Here is a 16,660-nt window from a genome sequence, read left to right as displayed (position 1 = left end):
TTGATTCTAGACCCTTTTGATCAGGTTTTGATGCGTACATCAAAACCTGAAAGGGTCTAGCGGTCAGCGCTCTTTCGGCAGCACCCGCATTCCCAACAGGGTGATGCCGATCAGCACTGCCTCGACCACCATCGGGGCGACGACGCCCGGGCCGCCGCCGGTCAGCAGCAGGTTCAGCGTCCGGCCGGCGAGCGCCAGCACCAGGATCAGCAGCACCGGCCACAGCCAGCGGCTCTCGCGGCGCAGGGCGGCGATCAGCGACAGCCCGCCGGCGGTGGCGAAGAAGGCGGCCATGTCGGCGCGGATGGTTCCCAGACCCGCCACCCCCTGAGGGCTCAGCGCGAACTGGGCGGCGGCCTCGGCCGGGGCCAGCCAGAAGCGGCTGGCGATCAACAGGGCCAGGGCGCCGACGGTTCCCAGCAGCAGGCGGGTCCCGATGCGCCCGAAGCTCTCCCCGGCCCGGCGCATGACCACGGCCAGGACGATCAGCAGCAGGAGGACCACCACCAGCGCACCGATGAAGAACGGACCGTAGGTCCGCACCAGGCTCTTCAGGATATTCTTGGCCACCTGCTTGTCGGCGGCATAGCCGGGCGGGATCTCGGCGACCCCGACCCGCTTGGCATAGGCGGCGTAGTCGACCTTGAGGGCCGCCAACTCGGCCGGGCGGGCGGCGGCCAGGTCGTTGGTCTCGCCCGGGTCGCGGGTGATGTCGTAGAGCCGCCAGGCCGGGTCGGCCAGCGGCCCGGCGCCTTTCACGATCTTCAGGTCGCCCTTCCACAGGGCCGCTTCGCCGGCCGCCTCCATGCCCACCGGGGTGGCGGGGTCGTATGGGCTGGCGACGGCGCCGGTCAGGACGGGACGCAGGCTGCGGCCATCCATCGGATGGGCGGGCGCGACGCCGGCCAGGTCCAGCAGGGTGGGGGTGATGTCGGTGATCATCGAGAAGCCGCGCGTCACGGCCCCGGCCTTGACCCCCGGCCCTGACAGGATCAGCGGCACCCGGGTGCCGCCCTCGGAGGCGTAGAACTTGAACAGGGCGCCGGGGGCGGCCGAGGCGCTGGCCCACCCCGGGCCGACCGCGCTCCAGGTTCCCTTGCCGCCGGGCTGGTTCTTGTAGCCGACGGCCTTCAGCCAGTTGCGGAAGGTCGGATCGGCGGTCGGATCGGCGCCTTCCGGACCGTTGTCCGAAAGGACGACGAAGACGGTGTTGTCGTAGCGGCCGGTCGCCTTCAGGTGGGTCACCAGCCGGCCGAGGTGGGCGTCCATCGATTCCAGCATGCCGGCATTGACGGCCATGCGTTTGGCCCAGGCCTGCCGGTCCTTCTTCGACAGCTTGCTCCAGTCGGCGACATTGGCCGGCATCGGCCCCATGGGGGCCTCGGCGTCGATCAGTCCGGTGCGGACGGCGCCGGTTTTCCGGGCCTGGCGCAGGGCGGCCCAGCCGTCGGCGTACTTGCCGTCATATTTGGCGATGTAATCGGCCGGGGCCTGCACCGGCATGTGGATGGCCAGCATCGGCAGGTAGGCGAAGAACGGCTTGCCGTCCTTCGGGGCGCTGTCGATATAGCCGATCATCCGGTCGACCAGCAGCTGCGAGGAATAGAAGTCCTTGGGCAGGGTCGCCGGCTTGTCGTCCTCGTACCATTCCTGGCCGGTGTAGATCGGGAAGTAGGGCCGCTGCTGGAAATTGTCGCCGCCGGTGGCCTCAAGGGCCAGCGACCGGTCAAAGCCGCGGGCGCCCGGCAGGGAAGCGGCGTCATGGCCCAGGTGCCATTTGCCGGCCATGTAGGTCCGGTAGCCGCCCGCCTTCAGCTGGCTGGCGACCGTGACCACGTTCTTGGCCAGCTTGCCCTGGTAGGCGGGATTGTTGCGGTGCTCGGGCGGCGTGCTCTCGGGCAGGTTGGCGACGCCGGCCGTATGGCTGTCGACCCCGGTCAGCAGCATGGCCCGCGAGGGCGCGCACATCGGCGAGGCGTGGAAATTGGCGAACCGCGTGCCCTTGGCGGCCAGGGCGTCGAGGGTCGGGGTGGCGATCTCCGAGCCGTAGGAGCCCAGGTCCGTATAGCCGGCGTCGTCGATCAGGATCAGGACGATGTTGGGCTGCTTGACCGGAGGCGGCGCGGCGGCGCTGGGGCCGAAGGCCAGCAGGGTGGTCAGGCCGAGAAGCGCCAGAACGGCTTTCGCCGACCGCCTGAACTGAACCATGGAACTTCCCCGCCTTGTATTGGCACCTTTCATGCCAATATATCATACACCTGTCGAGACCCCTGGGTAACTTTTGAAAGTTGACGGGAGCGTCACTCTTGGCCTGAAGGCCCCGAGGGCGCACACTATGAGCATGACCGGCCCTCCAGAGGCCGGCGGGAGAGACGACACCAATGGCCGACGACGCGCCCCTGCCCAGCCTGCTGCAGCTGACGCCCATGGACCCTACCTACCGGGCCGATCCGCACCAGGTGCTGGACGATCTGCGGACCCGCTGTCCGGTGCATCGCGACACCATGTCGGGCAACTTCATCCTCAGCCGCTATGCCGATGTGCGCTCGGTCGTCTCTGACCTCGACATGCTGCGTGACCCGGTCAACGCCGAGGAGGGGGCCTATCTGCAGCGTCGATTCCTCGGCGAGGTCGATCCCAACCTGCCGCGCAGCCACGTCTCCAGCATCCTGACCCTCGACGACCCCGACCACGCCCGCATCCGCCGGCCCCTCGCTCAGGCCCTCTATGCCCGGGTCGCCAAGTTCAAGCCGGAGGTCGAGCGGATCATCGGCGAGACGCTCGACAGCCTTGAGGGCGAGAAGCGCTTCGACCTGATGGACCGCTTCTGCGTACCGATCCCGATCGATGTTATCGCCTCGATCCTGGGCGTCGACCGCGAGCGGCTGGGCGAGTTCCGCGAATGGTCTGAAGGGCTGATCCAGGGGCTCAACCCGTTCCGCAACGAGGCCCAGACCAAGGCCATGGAAAGCGCCTCGGAGAACCTCAACGCCTACTTCCTGGAGACCATGGCCGCGCGCCGCGCCGAGCCGCGCGACGACCTGATCAGCGACATGGTCAAACTCCAGGCCGAGGCGGAGCTGCACGACACCGAGCTGCGGATCAATCTGACCGCCCTGCTGGTCGGCGGCAACCTGACGACCACCGACCTGATCGGCAATGCCGTGCGCCTCCTGCTGCTCAACCCGGCGGAACTGGCCAAGCTCAAGGCCGATCCCAAGATCATCAACGCCGTGGTCGAAGAGGTGCTCCGCTACGAGCCGCCCGTCGATATTACCGGCCGTATCGCCCACAGCGACATGGAGGTCGCCGGCTGTCCCGTGAAGGCGCGCCAGGCCATGACCGTCTCCCTGCGGGCGGCCAACCGAGACCCGGAGGTCTACGACGATCCTCACGCCTTCAACGTCAGCCGCAAGCACCGCCCGCACGTGGCGTTCGGCGGCGGGGCGCACATCTGCATCGGGGCGCCGTTGGCCCGGCTGGAGGCCCAGGTGGCGCTGGTGCGGCTGTTCGAACGGTTCCCGGACCTGTCGCTGGTCGAGAGCGAGCCGGAATGGCGGACCCTGCCCTTCTTCCGCGGGCTGGAGCGGATCGACGTCGCGGTCTAGCGCGACATCCAGGGCTTTGACTTCGACGACGAATGGGCGGCCGCCGCCTGTTCGCGCTGGAACTTGCCGCCGCGCGGCGGCTTCGGCTTGGCGTCGATGGCCGCCCTCTTCAGGCGCAGGGCCTTCTGGATCGGGGTCTCATCCGGGGGAATGGGCGGCTCGTCGGTCATGATCTTCAGATAGGCCTGACCTTGCGACAAGGCTAGCCCGTTAACCGCCTCTCTCGACGGATCGGTAACCAGCCAGGCGCATCCTTCCGTTTCGGGGGGTATTCCCGATGTCCGACAAAAGCGCCTTCTGGGGCCTGCTGCGAAACCTGGCGATCCTCACGGTGATCGCCCTGGCCATCCACAATCTCTGGCCCGTCTGGTTCCCGAACACACCGAGACCCTGGAACGGCCTGGTGGCCAGCGCCGTCCACATGCTCCGCGTCTAGTTCACCCGCCGCGCGCGCCCGGCCCAGTAGGGCTCGCGCAGGTCCTTGCGGAGGATCTTGCCCGAGGCGTTGCGGGGCAGGGCGTCGATGAAGTCGACGCTCTTGGGGGCCTTGAAGGCGGCGATGCGGCCGCGGGCGAAGGCGATGATCTCGTCCGGCGTCGCGGTCATGCCGGGCTTCAGGGCGACGACGGCCTTGACCGCCTCGCCCCACTTCTCGTCGGGGATGCCGATGACCGCCACCTCGGCCACGGCCGGGTGGCCGTAGACGGCGCTCTCGACCTCGGCCGGATAGATGTTTTCGGCCCCGGAGATGATCATGTCCTTCACCCGGTCGTGGATGAAGAGATATCCGTCCTCGTCCAGGTAGCCGGCGTCGCCGGTGCGCAGCCAGCCGTCGGCGCCGATGGTCGAGGCGGTGGCTTCGGGGAGTTTCCAGTAGCCGGGCATGTTGGCCACCGAGCGGCTGGCGACCTCGCCGACCGTGCCGGTGGGAACGGTGTTGCCGGCCTCGTCGATGACCTTGATCTCGACGCCCGGCATCGGCAGGCCGGCGGCGCGCATGCGGGGGCTGCCCTCGGGCACGTGATCCTCGGGCGGCAGGTAGACGATAGTGCCGCAGGTCTCGGTCATGCCGTACTGCTGGCAGAAGCCGCAGCCGAACACCTCCATGCACTCGCGCAGCAGGTCGAGGGGGATCGGGCTGGCGCCATAGAGAATGTACTTCATCCGGCTGTAGTCGACCTCGCGGGCGCGCGGCTGGCGCACGACGATCTGCAGGGCGGCCGGGACCATGAACATCTTGCTGATGCGGTCCTGCTCGATGAAGTCCAGCACCTTGAAGGGGTCGAACTCGCGGGCCACCACGCCCTTGGCGCCGTTGTAGAGGCCGACGATGCCCCAGCCCGTGCCGCCGATATGGGCGACGGGCATGGCCACCAGGCTGACGTCGTCCGGACCCCACTGGTTCCAGGGCATATTGGCCTCGGCGGCCTGGCGACGGCCGCTCAGCAGGTTGGCGTGGGTCAGCATGGCGCCCTTGGGCTTGCCGGTTGTGCCGCTGGTGTAGAGCTGGACGGCGACGTCGGCGGCCGGGTCGATGGCGACGCCCGGGTCCGCGTCGGAAGCGGCGTCGCGCCAGGCCTCATAGAGCGGCCGGCCGTCGGCCCCATCGGCCTCCATGGCGATGACCTTGGGGCGATAGCTGAGGTGCTCCGCCACCGCCTCGCTGGCGCCGATGACCTCCGGCCCGACGAAGATCAGCGGCGCCTCGCTGTCCTCGACGATGTAGGCGACCTCCGGCGGGGCCAGGCGCCAGCCGATGGGGGTCATCACCGCGCCCATCTTGGCCGACCCGAACAGCAGCTCGAAATAGGCGTCGCTGTTCTTGCCGACATAGGCGATGCGCTGGCCCCTGGTCACGCCCTCGGCGATCAGCGCGTTGGCGACCCGGTTGGTCAGGGCGTCGAACTGGGCAAAGCTGGTTGTGCGCCCCTCGAAGGTCAGGGCCGTCTCGGCGCCCCGCGCGCGCGCCTGATAGCGGGCGATATCGCCCAGGGTCGGCATCTGGTCGAAGTCGACGGCGGTCATGGGAATACCTTCAGAGTCCGAGGACCAGCCGCGCCATCAGGTCGCGCTGGATCTGGTTGGAGCCGCCGTAGATCGAGGCGGCGCGGTTGTTGAGGTAGCGGGGCATGGCGACCAGGCTGTGGGCCGGGCCGACCGGCTCGGCGTTGGCGCCGGGCACGCGCGATTCCGGCTGGTAGACGGCGGCGTAGTGGTTGGCGATGTCGATGGCCAGTTCGTCGATATGCTGCAGGGTCTCGGTGCCCTGCACCTTGAGCATGGAGGAGGCCGGCCCCGGGTTCTCGCCGGCCGAGAGGGCGGTCATCACCCGATGCTCGGTCATCTCGACGGCCTCGACGGCGATCTCGGCGGCGGCCAGCCTGGAGCGGAAGTGCGGGTCGCTGAGCAGGGGCTGGCTGTCGTCGCCGGCCTCGGTCGCGGCCATGGCGCGCAGGCGGGCCAGCGAGACCTTCAGGCCCGGGGCGGAACTGCCGCCACGCTCGAACTCCAGCAGGTATTTGGCCACCGTCCAGCCCTGGTTCTCTTCGCCGAGGCGTCCCGACTTGGGAACCCGGACATTGTCGAAGAAGACCTGGTTGACCTCATGCTCGCCGGCCAGGGTGATGATCGGCGCGACCTCGATGCCGGGCGTGTCCATCTCCAGCAGCAGGAAGGTGATCCCCTGCTGCGGCTTGCCCTCGAAATTGGTGCGCACCAGGCAGAACATGCGGTTGGCGAAGTGGGCGTGGGTGGTCCAGATCTTCGAGCCGTTGAGGACGTAGTCGTCGCCGTCGCTGTCGGCCCGCATCTGCAGGGAGGCCAGGTCCGAGCCGCTGCCCGGCTCGCTGTAGCCCTGGCACCAGTAGTCCTCACCGGCCAGGATGCGCGGCAGGTAGAAGGCTTTCTGCTCGGGCGTGCCGTAACGCATGATGCAGGGGCCGACCATCTTCAGCCCCATGGGCGACAGGCCAGGCGCGCCGGCGCGGGCGCACTCGGCCGAGAAGATGTAGCGCTGCATGTCGTCCCAGCCGGCGCCGCCGTATTCCACCGGCCAGGCGGGGGCGACCCAGCCCTTGGCGTGCAGGATCTTCTGCCAGGCGATCGACCATTCCTTGTCGGTGAAGACGCTGGTGGTCAGCGAGCCGGCCTGCCGCAGCAGCGGTGAGAGATTTTCGGAAAGAAAGGCCCGGACCTCGTCTCGAAAGGCGAGGTCGCGTTGGCTGAGGTTGAGGTCCATGGGCGGGCTCCGGAATCTGGCGAGCGCACCCTCTCAGTCAGGCGGGGCGAGGGCAACCGTGACCCAACGACAAGCGTGGTCAGGCGACCTGGGTCGCCGTGCCCGCGACCATGTACCAGGTGACCACCAGGCCGCAGATCAGGGCGCCCGGAAGGGCGCTGCCTGTGCGCCGCCAGGCGAAGGTCGAGACAATCGCGGCGGTGGCGAGGATGGGCACGAACTGGATGGCGATGACGGTGGTCAGCGGGTCGAAGTCCGTGGGCAGGCGGCCGGTGATGAAGAACAGGCCGTAGTCGACGACGAGGAACAGCAGGAAGCCGCCGGCCATGGCGACGATGGCGGTCAAGTACTGACCGGTGAAGCGGTGCAGCGCCGTCAGGCTGACCCAGAAGAAGGCGGTCAACGGCAACAGGTAGATCAGGGCGATCATCGCCTGACGCGGGCTGAACAGCTTCAGGGCCACGACCCAGAAGCGGAAGTCGACGAGGAACAGTCGCTCCGCAAGCACCAGCGACAGGTAGCCGACGGCGCTGACGGCGACGGCGATCAGGAGGGCGGGGAGCAGGATGTTGCGACGCGGCGGCGCTTCGGCCCGCTTGCCGAACAGGCCGATGATCAGCGTGAAGGCGAGGTTGATCAGCGCCCAGAGGACCACCTGGGTGGTGACGGTCTGGGGCAGGGCGGCGCTCGGCTTGATCAGCAGGGTCGCCGCGATGAAAGCCGGGAAGTAGGTCAGCACCGGGATCAGGGCGGTCAGGGCCAGACGCGGCCATCCTCCGCCGGCGCTCGGAGCGGGCGCGCCCCGCAGGGCGGTGAACAGCGGCAGGTCCAGAAGGACCGCGAAGGTCCCGAGCAGAAGGACGACGAAGCCGACCAGGGCGATGCCTGTGCCAGCTTCCTTCCACATCCAGATTTGATCGGTCGACGGGCGCGGCGTGCCGCCGGTCAGGGTGCGGGCGAACCAGTCGAGACTGTCGCCGACCGCCTGCGTCGAGATGTGGTCGCCTGGGTGGGTGGTCGCCGGCGTGTAAAGCTGGCGGCCCGTGCCGGCGGCGAGGTCGCCATACAGGCGGCCGGTCTGCAGGGTCTCGGTTGCGCCGAACAGAGCCTTGGCTTTGGCGCTGGTCCCGACATCGGCGGCCCGGGGGACGCCCCACATCAGCTTGGCGAACTCGTCGTACTGGCTGAACACGAGGGCGGTGTTGCGTGGCCAGGCCGGCGTGCCGTCGGCGGCGAACGGCGCGCCAGTCGAGGAGCCCTCAAGCACCACGGCCTTGTAGGCGTCCGGCATCGTCGCGGCGGCGGCCAGCACGGTCCAGCCGCCCATGCTGTGACCCTCCAGGCCGATGTTGGCCTTGTCGACTGTGGGCAGGCTGCGCAGGTACTTCAGGCCGTCGGGACCGCCGAAGCCGTTCGAGAAGGCCGCCCCGCCGCTGTAGCCGTGGCCGGTCTGGTCAAGCGCCAGAACGACATAGCCGCGCCGGGCGTACTCGATGGCGAAGGCCGACTGGGTCTCGCGACTGTTGATATAGCCGTGGACGGCGAGGATGCCGGGCGCCGGTTTCTGGGCGGTGGCGTTCGGCGGCGTGTAGAGGAGGCCGCTCATGGTGACGCCGCCGGTCCCGGCGAAGCGCACGTCCTGGACCTTGATCCCGCCGCTGGTCTGGATGGCGCCGGCCAGCCACGAGCCCCCGAGGATCAGCAGCCAGCCGACCACGAACAGCAGCCATCCCTTGCGCATCGTCGTTCCCCGCCCCTGCCGCCGGCGTCATGGCCGACGGTCTGTTGGGGGGAGTGTCACCCACAGCCGGGCCCGGCGCAAACCGGCGGGCAAAAAAAGACCCGGTCCGGCCAGGCCGGTCCGGGTCGATCACGCCAATGGCGCAGGAGGAGCTCGAGTCTATTCGGCGGCGAAGGCCAGCGGGCCGATCGGCAACGGCTTTTCAAGGTTGGCCCAGTCGATCAGCCCGTCATGGACCGCGTCCTCGAACTTCAGGACGCCGAGGGCCTCGAACTTCGGCCGGACGGCGTCGGTCAGCAGGCCGATGCGCTTGAGGTTGGGAATCATCCGCTCAAAGAGGAAGTCCCGGAAGGCGCGGCCGGTCGCGGCGTTGTGGTTGATCTCGCGGGCCTCGTCCCGGGTGAAACCGAACTCCAGCGCCACCTCGGTGTCGAACAGCCGCTCGCGCATGATCACGCAAGCCTCGTAGGCGAATTGGGCCCGTTCCTCGATCTCATGCTCCGGCAGGGCGCGAATCCAGTTCTCAAGGTAGTTGACCCCGAAGGCCACGTGCCGGCCCTCGTCGCGCATCACCAGCTCGACGATCTGGCGCAGCAGCGGATCGCGTGTGGTCATGTGGATCGACTGGAAGGCGGCCAGCGCCAGACCCTCGATGAGGATCTGCATGCCGATGAACTTCAGGTCCCAGCGCTCGTCGGTCAGCACCTTGTCGAGCAGGATCTTGAGGTTGGGGTTGATCGGATAGATCGTCTTGCAGCGCTCGACGAGGTACTTGTGGAACACCTCCACATGCCGCGCCTCGTCGAAGGTCTGGGACGAGGCGTAGAGCTTGGCGTCGAAGGTCGGGGCGCAGCTGACCAACTGACTGGCCACCAGCATGGCGCCTTGTTCGCCGTGCATGAACTGCGACAGGGTCTGGGCCTGGCTGCGCCAGGCGAACTTCAGCTTGTCCTCGTGGCTGAGGGCCTCGTACTTCGGGTTGCCGGCGTAGGCGTTCATCTCGGGGGCGGACGGGAATTCGCTGTGCGGGAACGGCGTGTCCCAGGCCACGTCCATCTGGGCGTCCCAGTTGAACCGCTTGCCCAGCTCATAAAGCTTGCGGATCTTGGCGTTGGCGTCCGCGTAGTCCCAGTTGTAGGAGCCGGTCAGCGGGGTGTGGAAGATCTCGCGGATGACCTCGACGTCCTCGCCGGTTAGGTGGTTCACCAACTCGTCGTCGAATTCGCGGATGATCTGCGGAGGGCCCTCGACCAGTTTGACATTCAGCATCGGCGTAGTCTCCCGGCACGCCGCGTTCTAAAAGTGACGCAGGCGTCACCTTTACAGACACCCGTCGCCAATCGATGGAATTGATCTGGATCAAACGGCGGCGAGAAATCAGGAGAGGTCGACGACGCGGATGGCCATCCGTTCAAGCCCATCGCCCGGCGCGGGTCCATAGCCTGAGCGCATCGCTCCCTTAACCTGCCGGCATTTCACCGCGCCGCCCCGGAATGCGACCTCTCGGCCCGATCCGACGCCCCATCCCGGCGGCTCGGCCGGAGCCCGACCCGATGCCCGCTTCCCGCGCCCAGACAAACCCGCCCGCCGCCCCCTTCGACAAGGCGGCGTTCGGTCAGGTCGTCCTGGTGTTCCAGGGTGGCGGCGCCCTGGGAGCCTATCAGGCCGGGGTTTATCAAGGGCTGCATGAGGTCGGCATCGAGCCCGACTGGGTGATCGGCACCTCCATCGGGGCTATCAACGCCGGCATCATCGCCGGCAACGCCCCCGAGGACCGCCTGGACCGCCTGCGCCGCTTCTGGAGCCAGGTGACCCACAGCCCGCTGACCCAGATGGCCGGAGCCCTGCCCGGGGTGGGCATGATGGCCGCCAACAGCATGACCGCCGCCGCCGGCATCGGGGCCTTCTTCGCTCCCAACCCCTGGGCGTTCCTCGGGGCCCAGGTCCCGCTGGGATCGGAAAGCGCCGCCTACTACACGACCAAGCCGCTGGAGAAGACGCTCCGGGACCTGATCGATCCCGACCGGCTCAACGCCTGTGGACCCCGGCTGACGGTCGGCGCGGCCAACGTCCAGACCGGCCAGATGCGCTATTTCGACAGCCGCGACACGCCGCTCGACGTGCGTCACATCATGGCCTCCGGCGCCCTGCCGCCGGCCTTTCCGGCCATCCGCATCGACGGCGAGCTCTACTGGGACGGCGGCATTCTTTCCAACACCCCGGTCGAGGCGGTGTTCGATGACTGTCCGCGCCGTTCGGGCCTGGTCTTCGCGGTCCATGTCTGGAGCCCGCAGGGACCGGAACCGGACAGCATCTGGAAGGTGACCAGCCGCCAGAAGGACCTGCAGTACGCCAGCCGGGCCGTCAGCCTGATCGCCCGCCAGAAGCAGATCCACCGGCTGCGCCACATCATCTCGGAGCTGGCGTCACGCCTGCCCGAGGCCGAACGCGCCACACCCGCCGTACGGGAGCTGGCCGGCTATGGCTGCCTGACCAATGTCCACGTCGTGCGGCTGCTGGCCCCGCCGCTGGCCGGCGAGGATCATTCCAAGGACATCGACTTCAGCCCCGAGGGCATCTCCAGCCGCTGGACCTCGGGCTACGAGGACACCCGCAAGGTTCTGGCCCAGGCGCCCTGGACGGCCCCCTTCGACCCCACCGAAGGCTTCATCCTGCACGAGGCCAGCGCCGGCCGAATGATGGACAGCCCCTCTCTTCCCCCCTCGTCCCAAGGAACGACCCCATGACCCTGAAACTCCCCCAAGCCCTGAGCCGCCTGCATGACTGGCGGGTGATGCTCGGCCTGGCCGCGGCTTCCGCCGTGGCGCTGGGCGCCGTCGTGGCCCCCGCGGCCCTGGCTGCGCCGCAACAGGCCGTCGCAGCCCCGACCCAGACCGCCGTCGGCGTCATCCGGGTGGCCAGCCGATATTCCTTTGACGAGACGGTGACCCGCCTGCGCGGCGACATCGGCGCCAAGGGCATCCGCTTCTTCACCGAGATCGACCAGAGCAAGCTCGCTTCGGAGGCCGGCATCACACTGCGGCCCTCCAAGTTGCTGCTGTTCGGCAACCCGCCGCTGGGGGCGCAATTCCTCACCTCCAACGCCTATTCCGGCCTCGACTGGCCGGTTCGGATCCTGGTCGTCCAGGACGAGACCGGACAGGTCTGGGTGGCCTACACGGACTTCGCCTTCATCGCCGACCGCTACGCCATCGGCGACCGCGACGCCCAGCTGAAGATGGCCTCGATGGTGGCCGCCTCGATCGCCTCCAGCGTCCAGCGCTAGTTCCCTTTGCTCCACGGTCCCGCTGCATCGGCGGAGGCATCGCGCCTCCGCCGACGTTCGCCGTTGCGGGCCGCCGTATCGCCGCTGGCGCCGGCTTTCAATGCGTTTTCGGCATGAGCGTTGGGCACGGTCCTGCGGCAAACCGGAAGTCGGCCCGGCTACACGGCCGGCTCCGCTGAAGCCCCCCCCCAGAGGGGTGCGGCGACGGCGGCGTCCAGAACAAGGATCGACACCATGACTGGCCAATCGCCTATGCTGACCGCTTCCTTCATCGACGCCGCCGTCGCCGACATTCAGCGCCCCACGCCCACCCGTCGGTACGCCGGCGCCCCGGCCGTTTATCGCGCGCCTTTCTCCACCCTGGCGGTGGGCGGCTATGATCCGGTCGCCTATTTCGTGCTGGGCCGCGCTGAACGGGGCAGCGCCTGCTTGAGCCTGATCTGGCAGGGCGCCGAGTATCGCTTCTGCTGCGAAGGCAACCTCCTCCGCTTCGAGTCCAACCCCCACGCCTACGCCCCGCAGTTCGGCGGCTACTGCGCCCAGGCCGTGGCCAAGGGCTTCCTGGCCAGCGGCGACCCGCGCTTCTGGCGGACGGTCGGCGGCCGCCTCTACCTCACCTTCGACGCTCGCGCCCAGGCCCGCTGGGACGCCAACGCCACCGCCCTGATCGCCCGCGCCCATCGCAACTGGCCCGCCGTGCTGCGCTGACGCGCTCCACCCCCAAACTAGAAGGAAGCGCCCGATGATGCGCCCTGTCTCGATGCTTTCCCTGGCCCAGGCCGGCTTCATGTCGGCCGTGTTCCTCGACAGCCTGCGGTTCAAGTTCACCAACCATCCCAACACCCAGCAGATTTTCGGCCGGCTGGACGGCTGGGCCGGCTCACTGGGGGCGCCGGGCCTGTTCGCGCCGATGGGGCTGTTCTCGCAGTACGTCATCGGCGGCGCTGAACTGGCGGCCACGGCCCTGCTGATCGTCGGCGCCCTGCCCCGACGCGGCCATCTGCAGGCGGCCGGCGCCGCGCTGGCGGCGGCGATCATGACCGGGGCGGTGAGCTTCCATCTGTTCACACCTCTTGGCGTTGATCCCAACAACGACGGCGGCGGCCTGTTCATGGCCGCCTGCGCCAACCTCGGCATGGCTGTCTCCATGCTGGCGGTGTTCCGGCGCGACGAGGCCGCCGAGCTTCTCGACCGGCTGCTGGGTCTGTTCGCGCCGATGCCGGCCCCGGCGCCGGCGATGCCGGAGGCCCAGTCATGACCGAGGTCGATCACCGCATTCTCGACGCCCTCCAGACGCACGGGCCGGCCACCGTCGAGCGTCTGGCTCGCATCATCTGGCCAAATGTCAGGCAGCGCCGTCGGCCGGCGGCAGCCCAGGCGCTGCTGGCGGTGATGATGGACCTCGTCCGCCGCGGGCTGGTGCAGTGTCAGGACGGCCTGCCGACGCCCGGCGCGGTCTACCGCCCGGCGCGCGCCTGGCGACGCGCCGCCTGACGATCGGCCCGGCGGCGCATGCCGTCCATGCCTTCTTCGCATTTCATCCGGCGGCGCCGATCAGCCACCGTCGTCCGGTCAGCTTTCTCCAAGGACCCCCCAATGCAGACCATCATGACCCCCCGCTCCCGCGCCGCCGTCGAACGCCCGCTTGAAGGCAAGACCGCCCTGATAACCGGCTCGACCAGCGGCATTGGCCTGGGGATCGCGGAGGTGCTGGCCGAGCAGGGGGCGTCCCTGGTTCTCAACGGCTTTGGCGATCCGCAATCGATCCTGCGCACCCGGGATCGCCTGGCCGCCGAGCATGAGGTCGAGGTGGCCTATTCCGGCGCCGATCTGTCGGATCCCGCCGCCATCGCCGAGATGATGGCCTATGCCCGCGATGTGCTGGGGCCGATCGACATCCTGGTGAACAACGCCGGCATCCAGTTCGTCGCCCCGATCAGCGAATTCCCGACGGCCAAGTGGGACGCCATCCTGGCGCTCAACCTGTCTTCGGCCTTCCACACCATCCGCGCCGTCCTGCCCGAGATGGTCCAGCGTCGGACCGGCCGGATCATCAACATCGCCTCGGCTCACGGCCTGGTCGCCTCGCCCTTCAAGTCGGCCTATGTCGCCGCCAAGCACGGCGTGCTCGGCCTGACAAAGACCGTCGCTCTGGAAGCCGCCGTCAGCGGCGTAACCTGCAACGCCATCTGCCCGGGCTACGTGCTGACCCCGCTGGTCGAGAAACAGATCGAGGAACAGGCCAGGGCCCATGGCATCCCCGAGGAGAAGGTGGTCAGCGACATCATGCTCGCCTCCCAGCCCAACAAGCGCTTCGCCTCGGTGCGCGAAATCGGCGCCCTGACCGCCTTCCTCTGCGGCCCCGGCGGCGACTCCATCACCGGCGCGTCCCTGGCCGTCGATGGTGGCTGGACCGCCCACTAGGCCGCCAGACGAGGGAGATCGGGCCATGCGCACCATCGACACCGCCGCCTCGGCAACGGCCGGGACCAAAGTCCCGGCGGCCCGTCGGCGGATCGTCATCGTCGGCGCCGGCTTCGGCGGCCTGACGGCGGCGGCGGCCCTGGGGCGGGAGGAGGCGGACATCACCCTGATCGACCGCAGCAACCATCACCTGTTCCAGCCGCTGCTCTATCAGGTGGCCACCGCCGGCCTGTCGCCGACCCAGATCGCCAGTCCGATCCGCACCATCCTGCGCCGCCAGGCCAATACGCGGGTGGTGTTGGGCGAGGTGACCGGCATCGACCTCGAGCGCAACACCGTGGCCTGCAATGGCGCGGCGATGGCCTTCGACGACCTGATCCTGGCCACCGGTGCGACCCATGCCTACTTCGGCCGGGATGACTGGGCGCCCTTCGCCCCGGGGCTCAAGACGCTGGACGACGCCGTCGGCCTTCGCCGGCGGGTGTTGCTGGCGTTCGAGGCGGCGGAGATCACCACCGACCCGGTCGAACGCGAACGGCTGCTGACCTTCGTCGTGGTCGGAGCCGGTCCCACCGGGGTGGAGGTGGCCGGCGCGGTGGCCGAGCTGGCCCGCCGCGCCCTGACCTGCGACTTCCGCGCCATCCGCGGCGCCATGGCCCGGGTCGTGCTGGTCGAGGCCGGTGAGCGAGTGCTGCCAAGCTTCTGTCCGACGCTGTCGGCCTATGCCCGGCGGGCGCTTGAAAAGCTGGGCGTCGAGGTGCGGCTGGAGACCGTGGTCACCGACTGCGACGCCGGCGGCGTCCAGCTGGGCGACCGACGGCTGGAGGCCGGCAACATCATCTGGGCCGCCGGGGTCCGGGCCTCGCCCGTCGCCCGGTGGCTGGACCGTCCCAGCGACCGGGCTGGCCGGGTCCGGGTGCATGCCGACCTCAGCGTCGAAGGCCATGGCAACGTCTTCGTCATCGGCGACGCCTGTCTGATCCCCGACATGGACGGCCGCCCGGTGCCCGGAGTCGCTCCGGCCGCCAAGCAGCAGGGCGCCTATGTCGCCGGGGTGCTCCGGGCGCGGCTGGCGGGCCGGCCGCCGCCGCGCGCCTTCCGCTATCGCGACGCCGGATCCCTCGCCACCATCGGCCGCGGCGCGGCGGTGGCTCAGCTGGGTCCCCTGCGGTTCACCGGCGTCGCCGCCTGGCTGTTCTGGTGCCTGGCCCACATCTATTTCCTGGTCGGTTTCCGCAACCGGCTGACCGTCGGCATCGACTGGCTGGTCAGCTACCTGACCTTCGAGCGGGGATCGCGCCTGATCACTGGCGCCGCCGAACCATCCAGGTCGATGTCGTAGGGCGACCCTAGTCAAAACAGGCTGTTGGAAAATCAACCGCGAGGCTAGTCTTCGCAGGTCTTCGTGGAGACGACCGATGGAAATGCAGCATGTGCGCTACTTCCTCGCCCTGTCGAGGACCCTGAACTTCACGCGCGCCGCCGAGCAGTCCAACGTCAGTCAACCGGCCCTGACCCGCGCCATACAGCAACTCGAGCACGAGATGGGCGGGCCGTTGTTCCACCGGGAGCGGACCCGCACCCATCTGTCGGAACTGGGCCGCATCATGCTGCCCTATTTCGAGTCCATCCAGAGCCAGGCGGAGGCCGCCAAAACCCATGCCCGAAGCCTCAAGCGGCTGGACCGGGCCACCCTGAACATCGGCGCCATGTGCACCATCGGCCCGGCCCTGGTCTCCGACCTGATGATCAAGTTCCGCCTGCAGAACCCCAATGTCGACCTCGAGGTTCGCGACCACAGCGCCCAGGAGTTGCTGGAGCAGCTGGCCTCCGGGGAGATCCACCTGGCCCTGTTCGGCATGCCGGATGGTCCCGACACCCGATTCCACGCCCTGCCGCTGTTTAGAGAGCGGTTCGTGATTGCGGTGCCGCCAGGCCATCGCTTCGCCGCCCAGAACGTCGTCCAGGTCACCGATCTGCATGATGAGGCCTACGTCAATCGGGCCCACTGCGAGGTGTTCGACGTCGCCCGGCGCGAGTTCCGGGCGCGCGGCTCCCACACCCGTATCGTCTTCTCTTCGGAGCGGGACGACTGGGTGCAGGGGATGATCAAGGCTGGGATGGGCTTCGGCTTCTTTCCCGAGCTCTGCGTCACCGACCCGACCCTCGTCACCCGCCGGCTGGTGGACCCGGAGTTCATCCGCACCATCAATCTGGTCACCGTCCGCGGCCGGCCCCACTCGCCAGCGGTCGGGGCCTTCGTGCAGGAGGCCCGGCGCTTCCCCTGGCCGCGCAGCCAGTTCGATCCGATGCCGGAAGATGCGCCGTCCGGTGAGCGACGGGACGAGTTGATCGAGGTCTGA

At 68.7% G+C, this 16,660-nt stretch carries 16 protein-coding genes; 10 read left to right on the top strand and 6 right to left on the bottom strand.

The features are described 5' to 3' along the window. Positions 1-63 precede the first annotated feature (63 nt). Complete coding sequence (locus AC2YG9_RS10175; protein ID WP_487297850.1) at positions 64-2,208, bottom strand: arylsulfatase; 2,145 nt, start codon at positions 2,206-2,208, stop codon at positions 64-66. 173 nt (positions 2,209-2,381) lie between these two features. Here AC2YG9_RS10175 and AC2YG9_RS10170 point away from each other — a divergent pair, with 173 nt between their 5' ends. Further along, positions 2,382-3,608: a cytochrome P450 gene (locus AC2YG9_RS10170; protein WP_487297849.1), complete on the top strand. Its 1,227-nt coding sequence runs from the start codon at positions 2,382-2,384 to the stop codon at positions 3,606-3,608. On the opposite strand, the gene AC2YG9_RS10165 is transcribed toward AC2YG9_RS10170, so the two are convergent. Next, positions 3,605-3,778 carry a hypothetical protein gene (locus tag AC2YG9_RS10165; RefSeq protein ID WP_487297848.1) on the bottom strand — a complete coding sequence of 58 codons (174 nt, stop codon included), beginning with the start codon at positions 3,776-3,778 and terminating at the stop codon, positions 3,605-3,607. The genes AC2YG9_RS10170 and AC2YG9_RS10165 overlap by 4 nt on opposite strands. Positions 3,779-3,885: 107 nt before the next feature. Here AC2YG9_RS10165 and AC2YG9_RS10160 point away from each other — a divergent pair, with 107 nt between their 5' ends. Then, positions 3,886-4,044, top strand: coding sequence for a hypothetical protein (locus tag AC2YG9_RS10160; protein ID WP_487297847.1), 159 nt, complete (start codon positions 3,886-3,888; stop codon positions 4,042-4,044). On the opposite strand, the gene AC2YG9_RS10155 is transcribed toward AC2YG9_RS10160, so the two are convergent. The 4 genes from AC2YG9_RS10155 to AC2YG9_RS10140 form a co-directional block, all read right to left on the bottom strand. Further along, the gene (locus AC2YG9_RS10155) at positions 4,041-5,633 is read right to left on the bottom strand and encodes a fatty acid--CoA ligase (protein ID WP_487297846.1); all 1,593 of its coding nucleotides are present in this window, start codon (positions 5,631-5,633) and stop codon (positions 4,041-4,043) included. The genes AC2YG9_RS10160 and AC2YG9_RS10155 overlap by 4 nt on opposite strands. A 10-nt stretch (positions 5,634-5,643) precedes the next feature. After that, complete coding sequence (locus AC2YG9_RS10150; RefSeq protein ID WP_487297845.1) at positions 5,644-6,846, bottom strand: acyl-CoA dehydrogenase family protein; 1,203 nt, start codon at positions 6,844-6,846, stop codon at positions 5,644-5,646. Positions 6,847-6,925: 79 nt separating this feature from the next. Continuing rightward, positions 6,926-8,587 (bottom strand): alpha/beta hydrolase family protein, encoded by a 1,662-nt coding sequence (locus tag AC2YG9_RS10145; RefSeq protein ID WP_487297844.1) that lies wholly within the window; start codon positions 8,585-8,587, stop codon positions 6,926-6,928. Positions 8,588-8,746: 159 nt separating this feature from the next. Then, a complete protein-coding gene (locus tag AC2YG9_RS10140; RefSeq protein WP_487297843.1) occupies positions 8,747-9,856 on the bottom strand; it encodes a ferritin-like domain-containing protein in 1,110 nt (369 codons plus the stop codon). 284 nt (positions 9,857-10,140) lie between these two features. Here AC2YG9_RS10140 and AC2YG9_RS10135 point away from each other — a divergent pair, with 284 nt between their 5' ends. The 8 genes from AC2YG9_RS10135 (at position 10,141) to AC2YG9_RS10100 (ending at position 16,660) form a co-directional block, all read left to right on the top strand. Then, positions 10,141-11,334 (top strand): patatin-like phospholipase family protein, encoded by a 1,194-nt coding sequence (locus AC2YG9_RS10135; RefSeq protein WP_487297842.1) that lies wholly within the window; start codon positions 10,141-10,143, stop codon positions 11,332-11,334. After that, a complete protein-coding gene (locus tag AC2YG9_RS10130; protein WP_487297841.1) occupies positions 11,331-11,873 on the top strand; it encodes a DUF302 domain-containing protein in 543 nt (180 codons plus the stop codon). The genes AC2YG9_RS10135 and AC2YG9_RS10130 overlap by 4 nt, the downstream gene beginning before the upstream one ends. Before the next feature lie 234 nt (positions 11,874-12,107). Next, the gene (locus tag AC2YG9_RS10125) at positions 12,108-12,581 is read left to right on the top strand and encodes a YHS domain-containing (seleno)protein (RefSeq protein ID WP_487297840.1); all 474 of its coding nucleotides are present in this window, start codon (positions 12,108-12,110) and stop codon (positions 12,579-12,581) included. 34 nt (positions 12,582-12,615) lie between these two features. Continuing rightward, positions 12,616-13,131 (top strand): hypothetical protein, encoded by a 516-nt coding sequence (locus AC2YG9_RS10120; protein WP_487297839.1) that lies wholly within the window; start codon positions 12,616-12,618, stop codon positions 13,129-13,131. Next, entirely contained in the window at positions 13,128-13,367 is a 240-nt protein-coding gene (locus AC2YG9_RS10115; RefSeq protein ID WP_487297838.1) for a hypothetical protein, read from the top strand. Before AC2YG9_RS10120 ends, AC2YG9_RS10115 begins: the two co-directional genes overlap by 4 nt. Before the next feature lie 114 nt (positions 13,368-13,481). Beyond that, on the top strand, positions 13,482-14,297 hold the full coding sequence (locus AC2YG9_RS10110) for a 3-hydroxybutyrate dehydrogenase (protein ID WP_487297837.1): 816 nt from the start codon (positions 13,482-13,484) through the stop codon (positions 14,295-14,297). 25 nt (positions 14,298-14,322) lie between these two features. Beyond that, on the top strand, positions 14,323-15,639 hold the full coding sequence (locus AC2YG9_RS10105) for an NAD(P)/FAD-dependent oxidoreductase (protein WP_487297836.1): 1,317 nt from the start codon (positions 14,323-14,325) through the stop codon (positions 15,637-15,639). Between the two features lie 76 nt (positions 15,640-15,715). Further along, a complete protein-coding gene (locus tag AC2YG9_RS10100) occupies positions 15,716-16,660 on the top strand; it encodes a LysR family transcriptional regulator (protein ID WP_487297835.1) in 945 nt (314 codons plus the stop codon).

The sequence above is a fragment of the Caulobacter sp. SRI_014 genome (genome assembly GCF_057586315.1).
The sequence above is the reverse complement of the archived record's forward strand: the minus strand, read 5'-3'. Positions and strand labels throughout refer to the sequence as shown.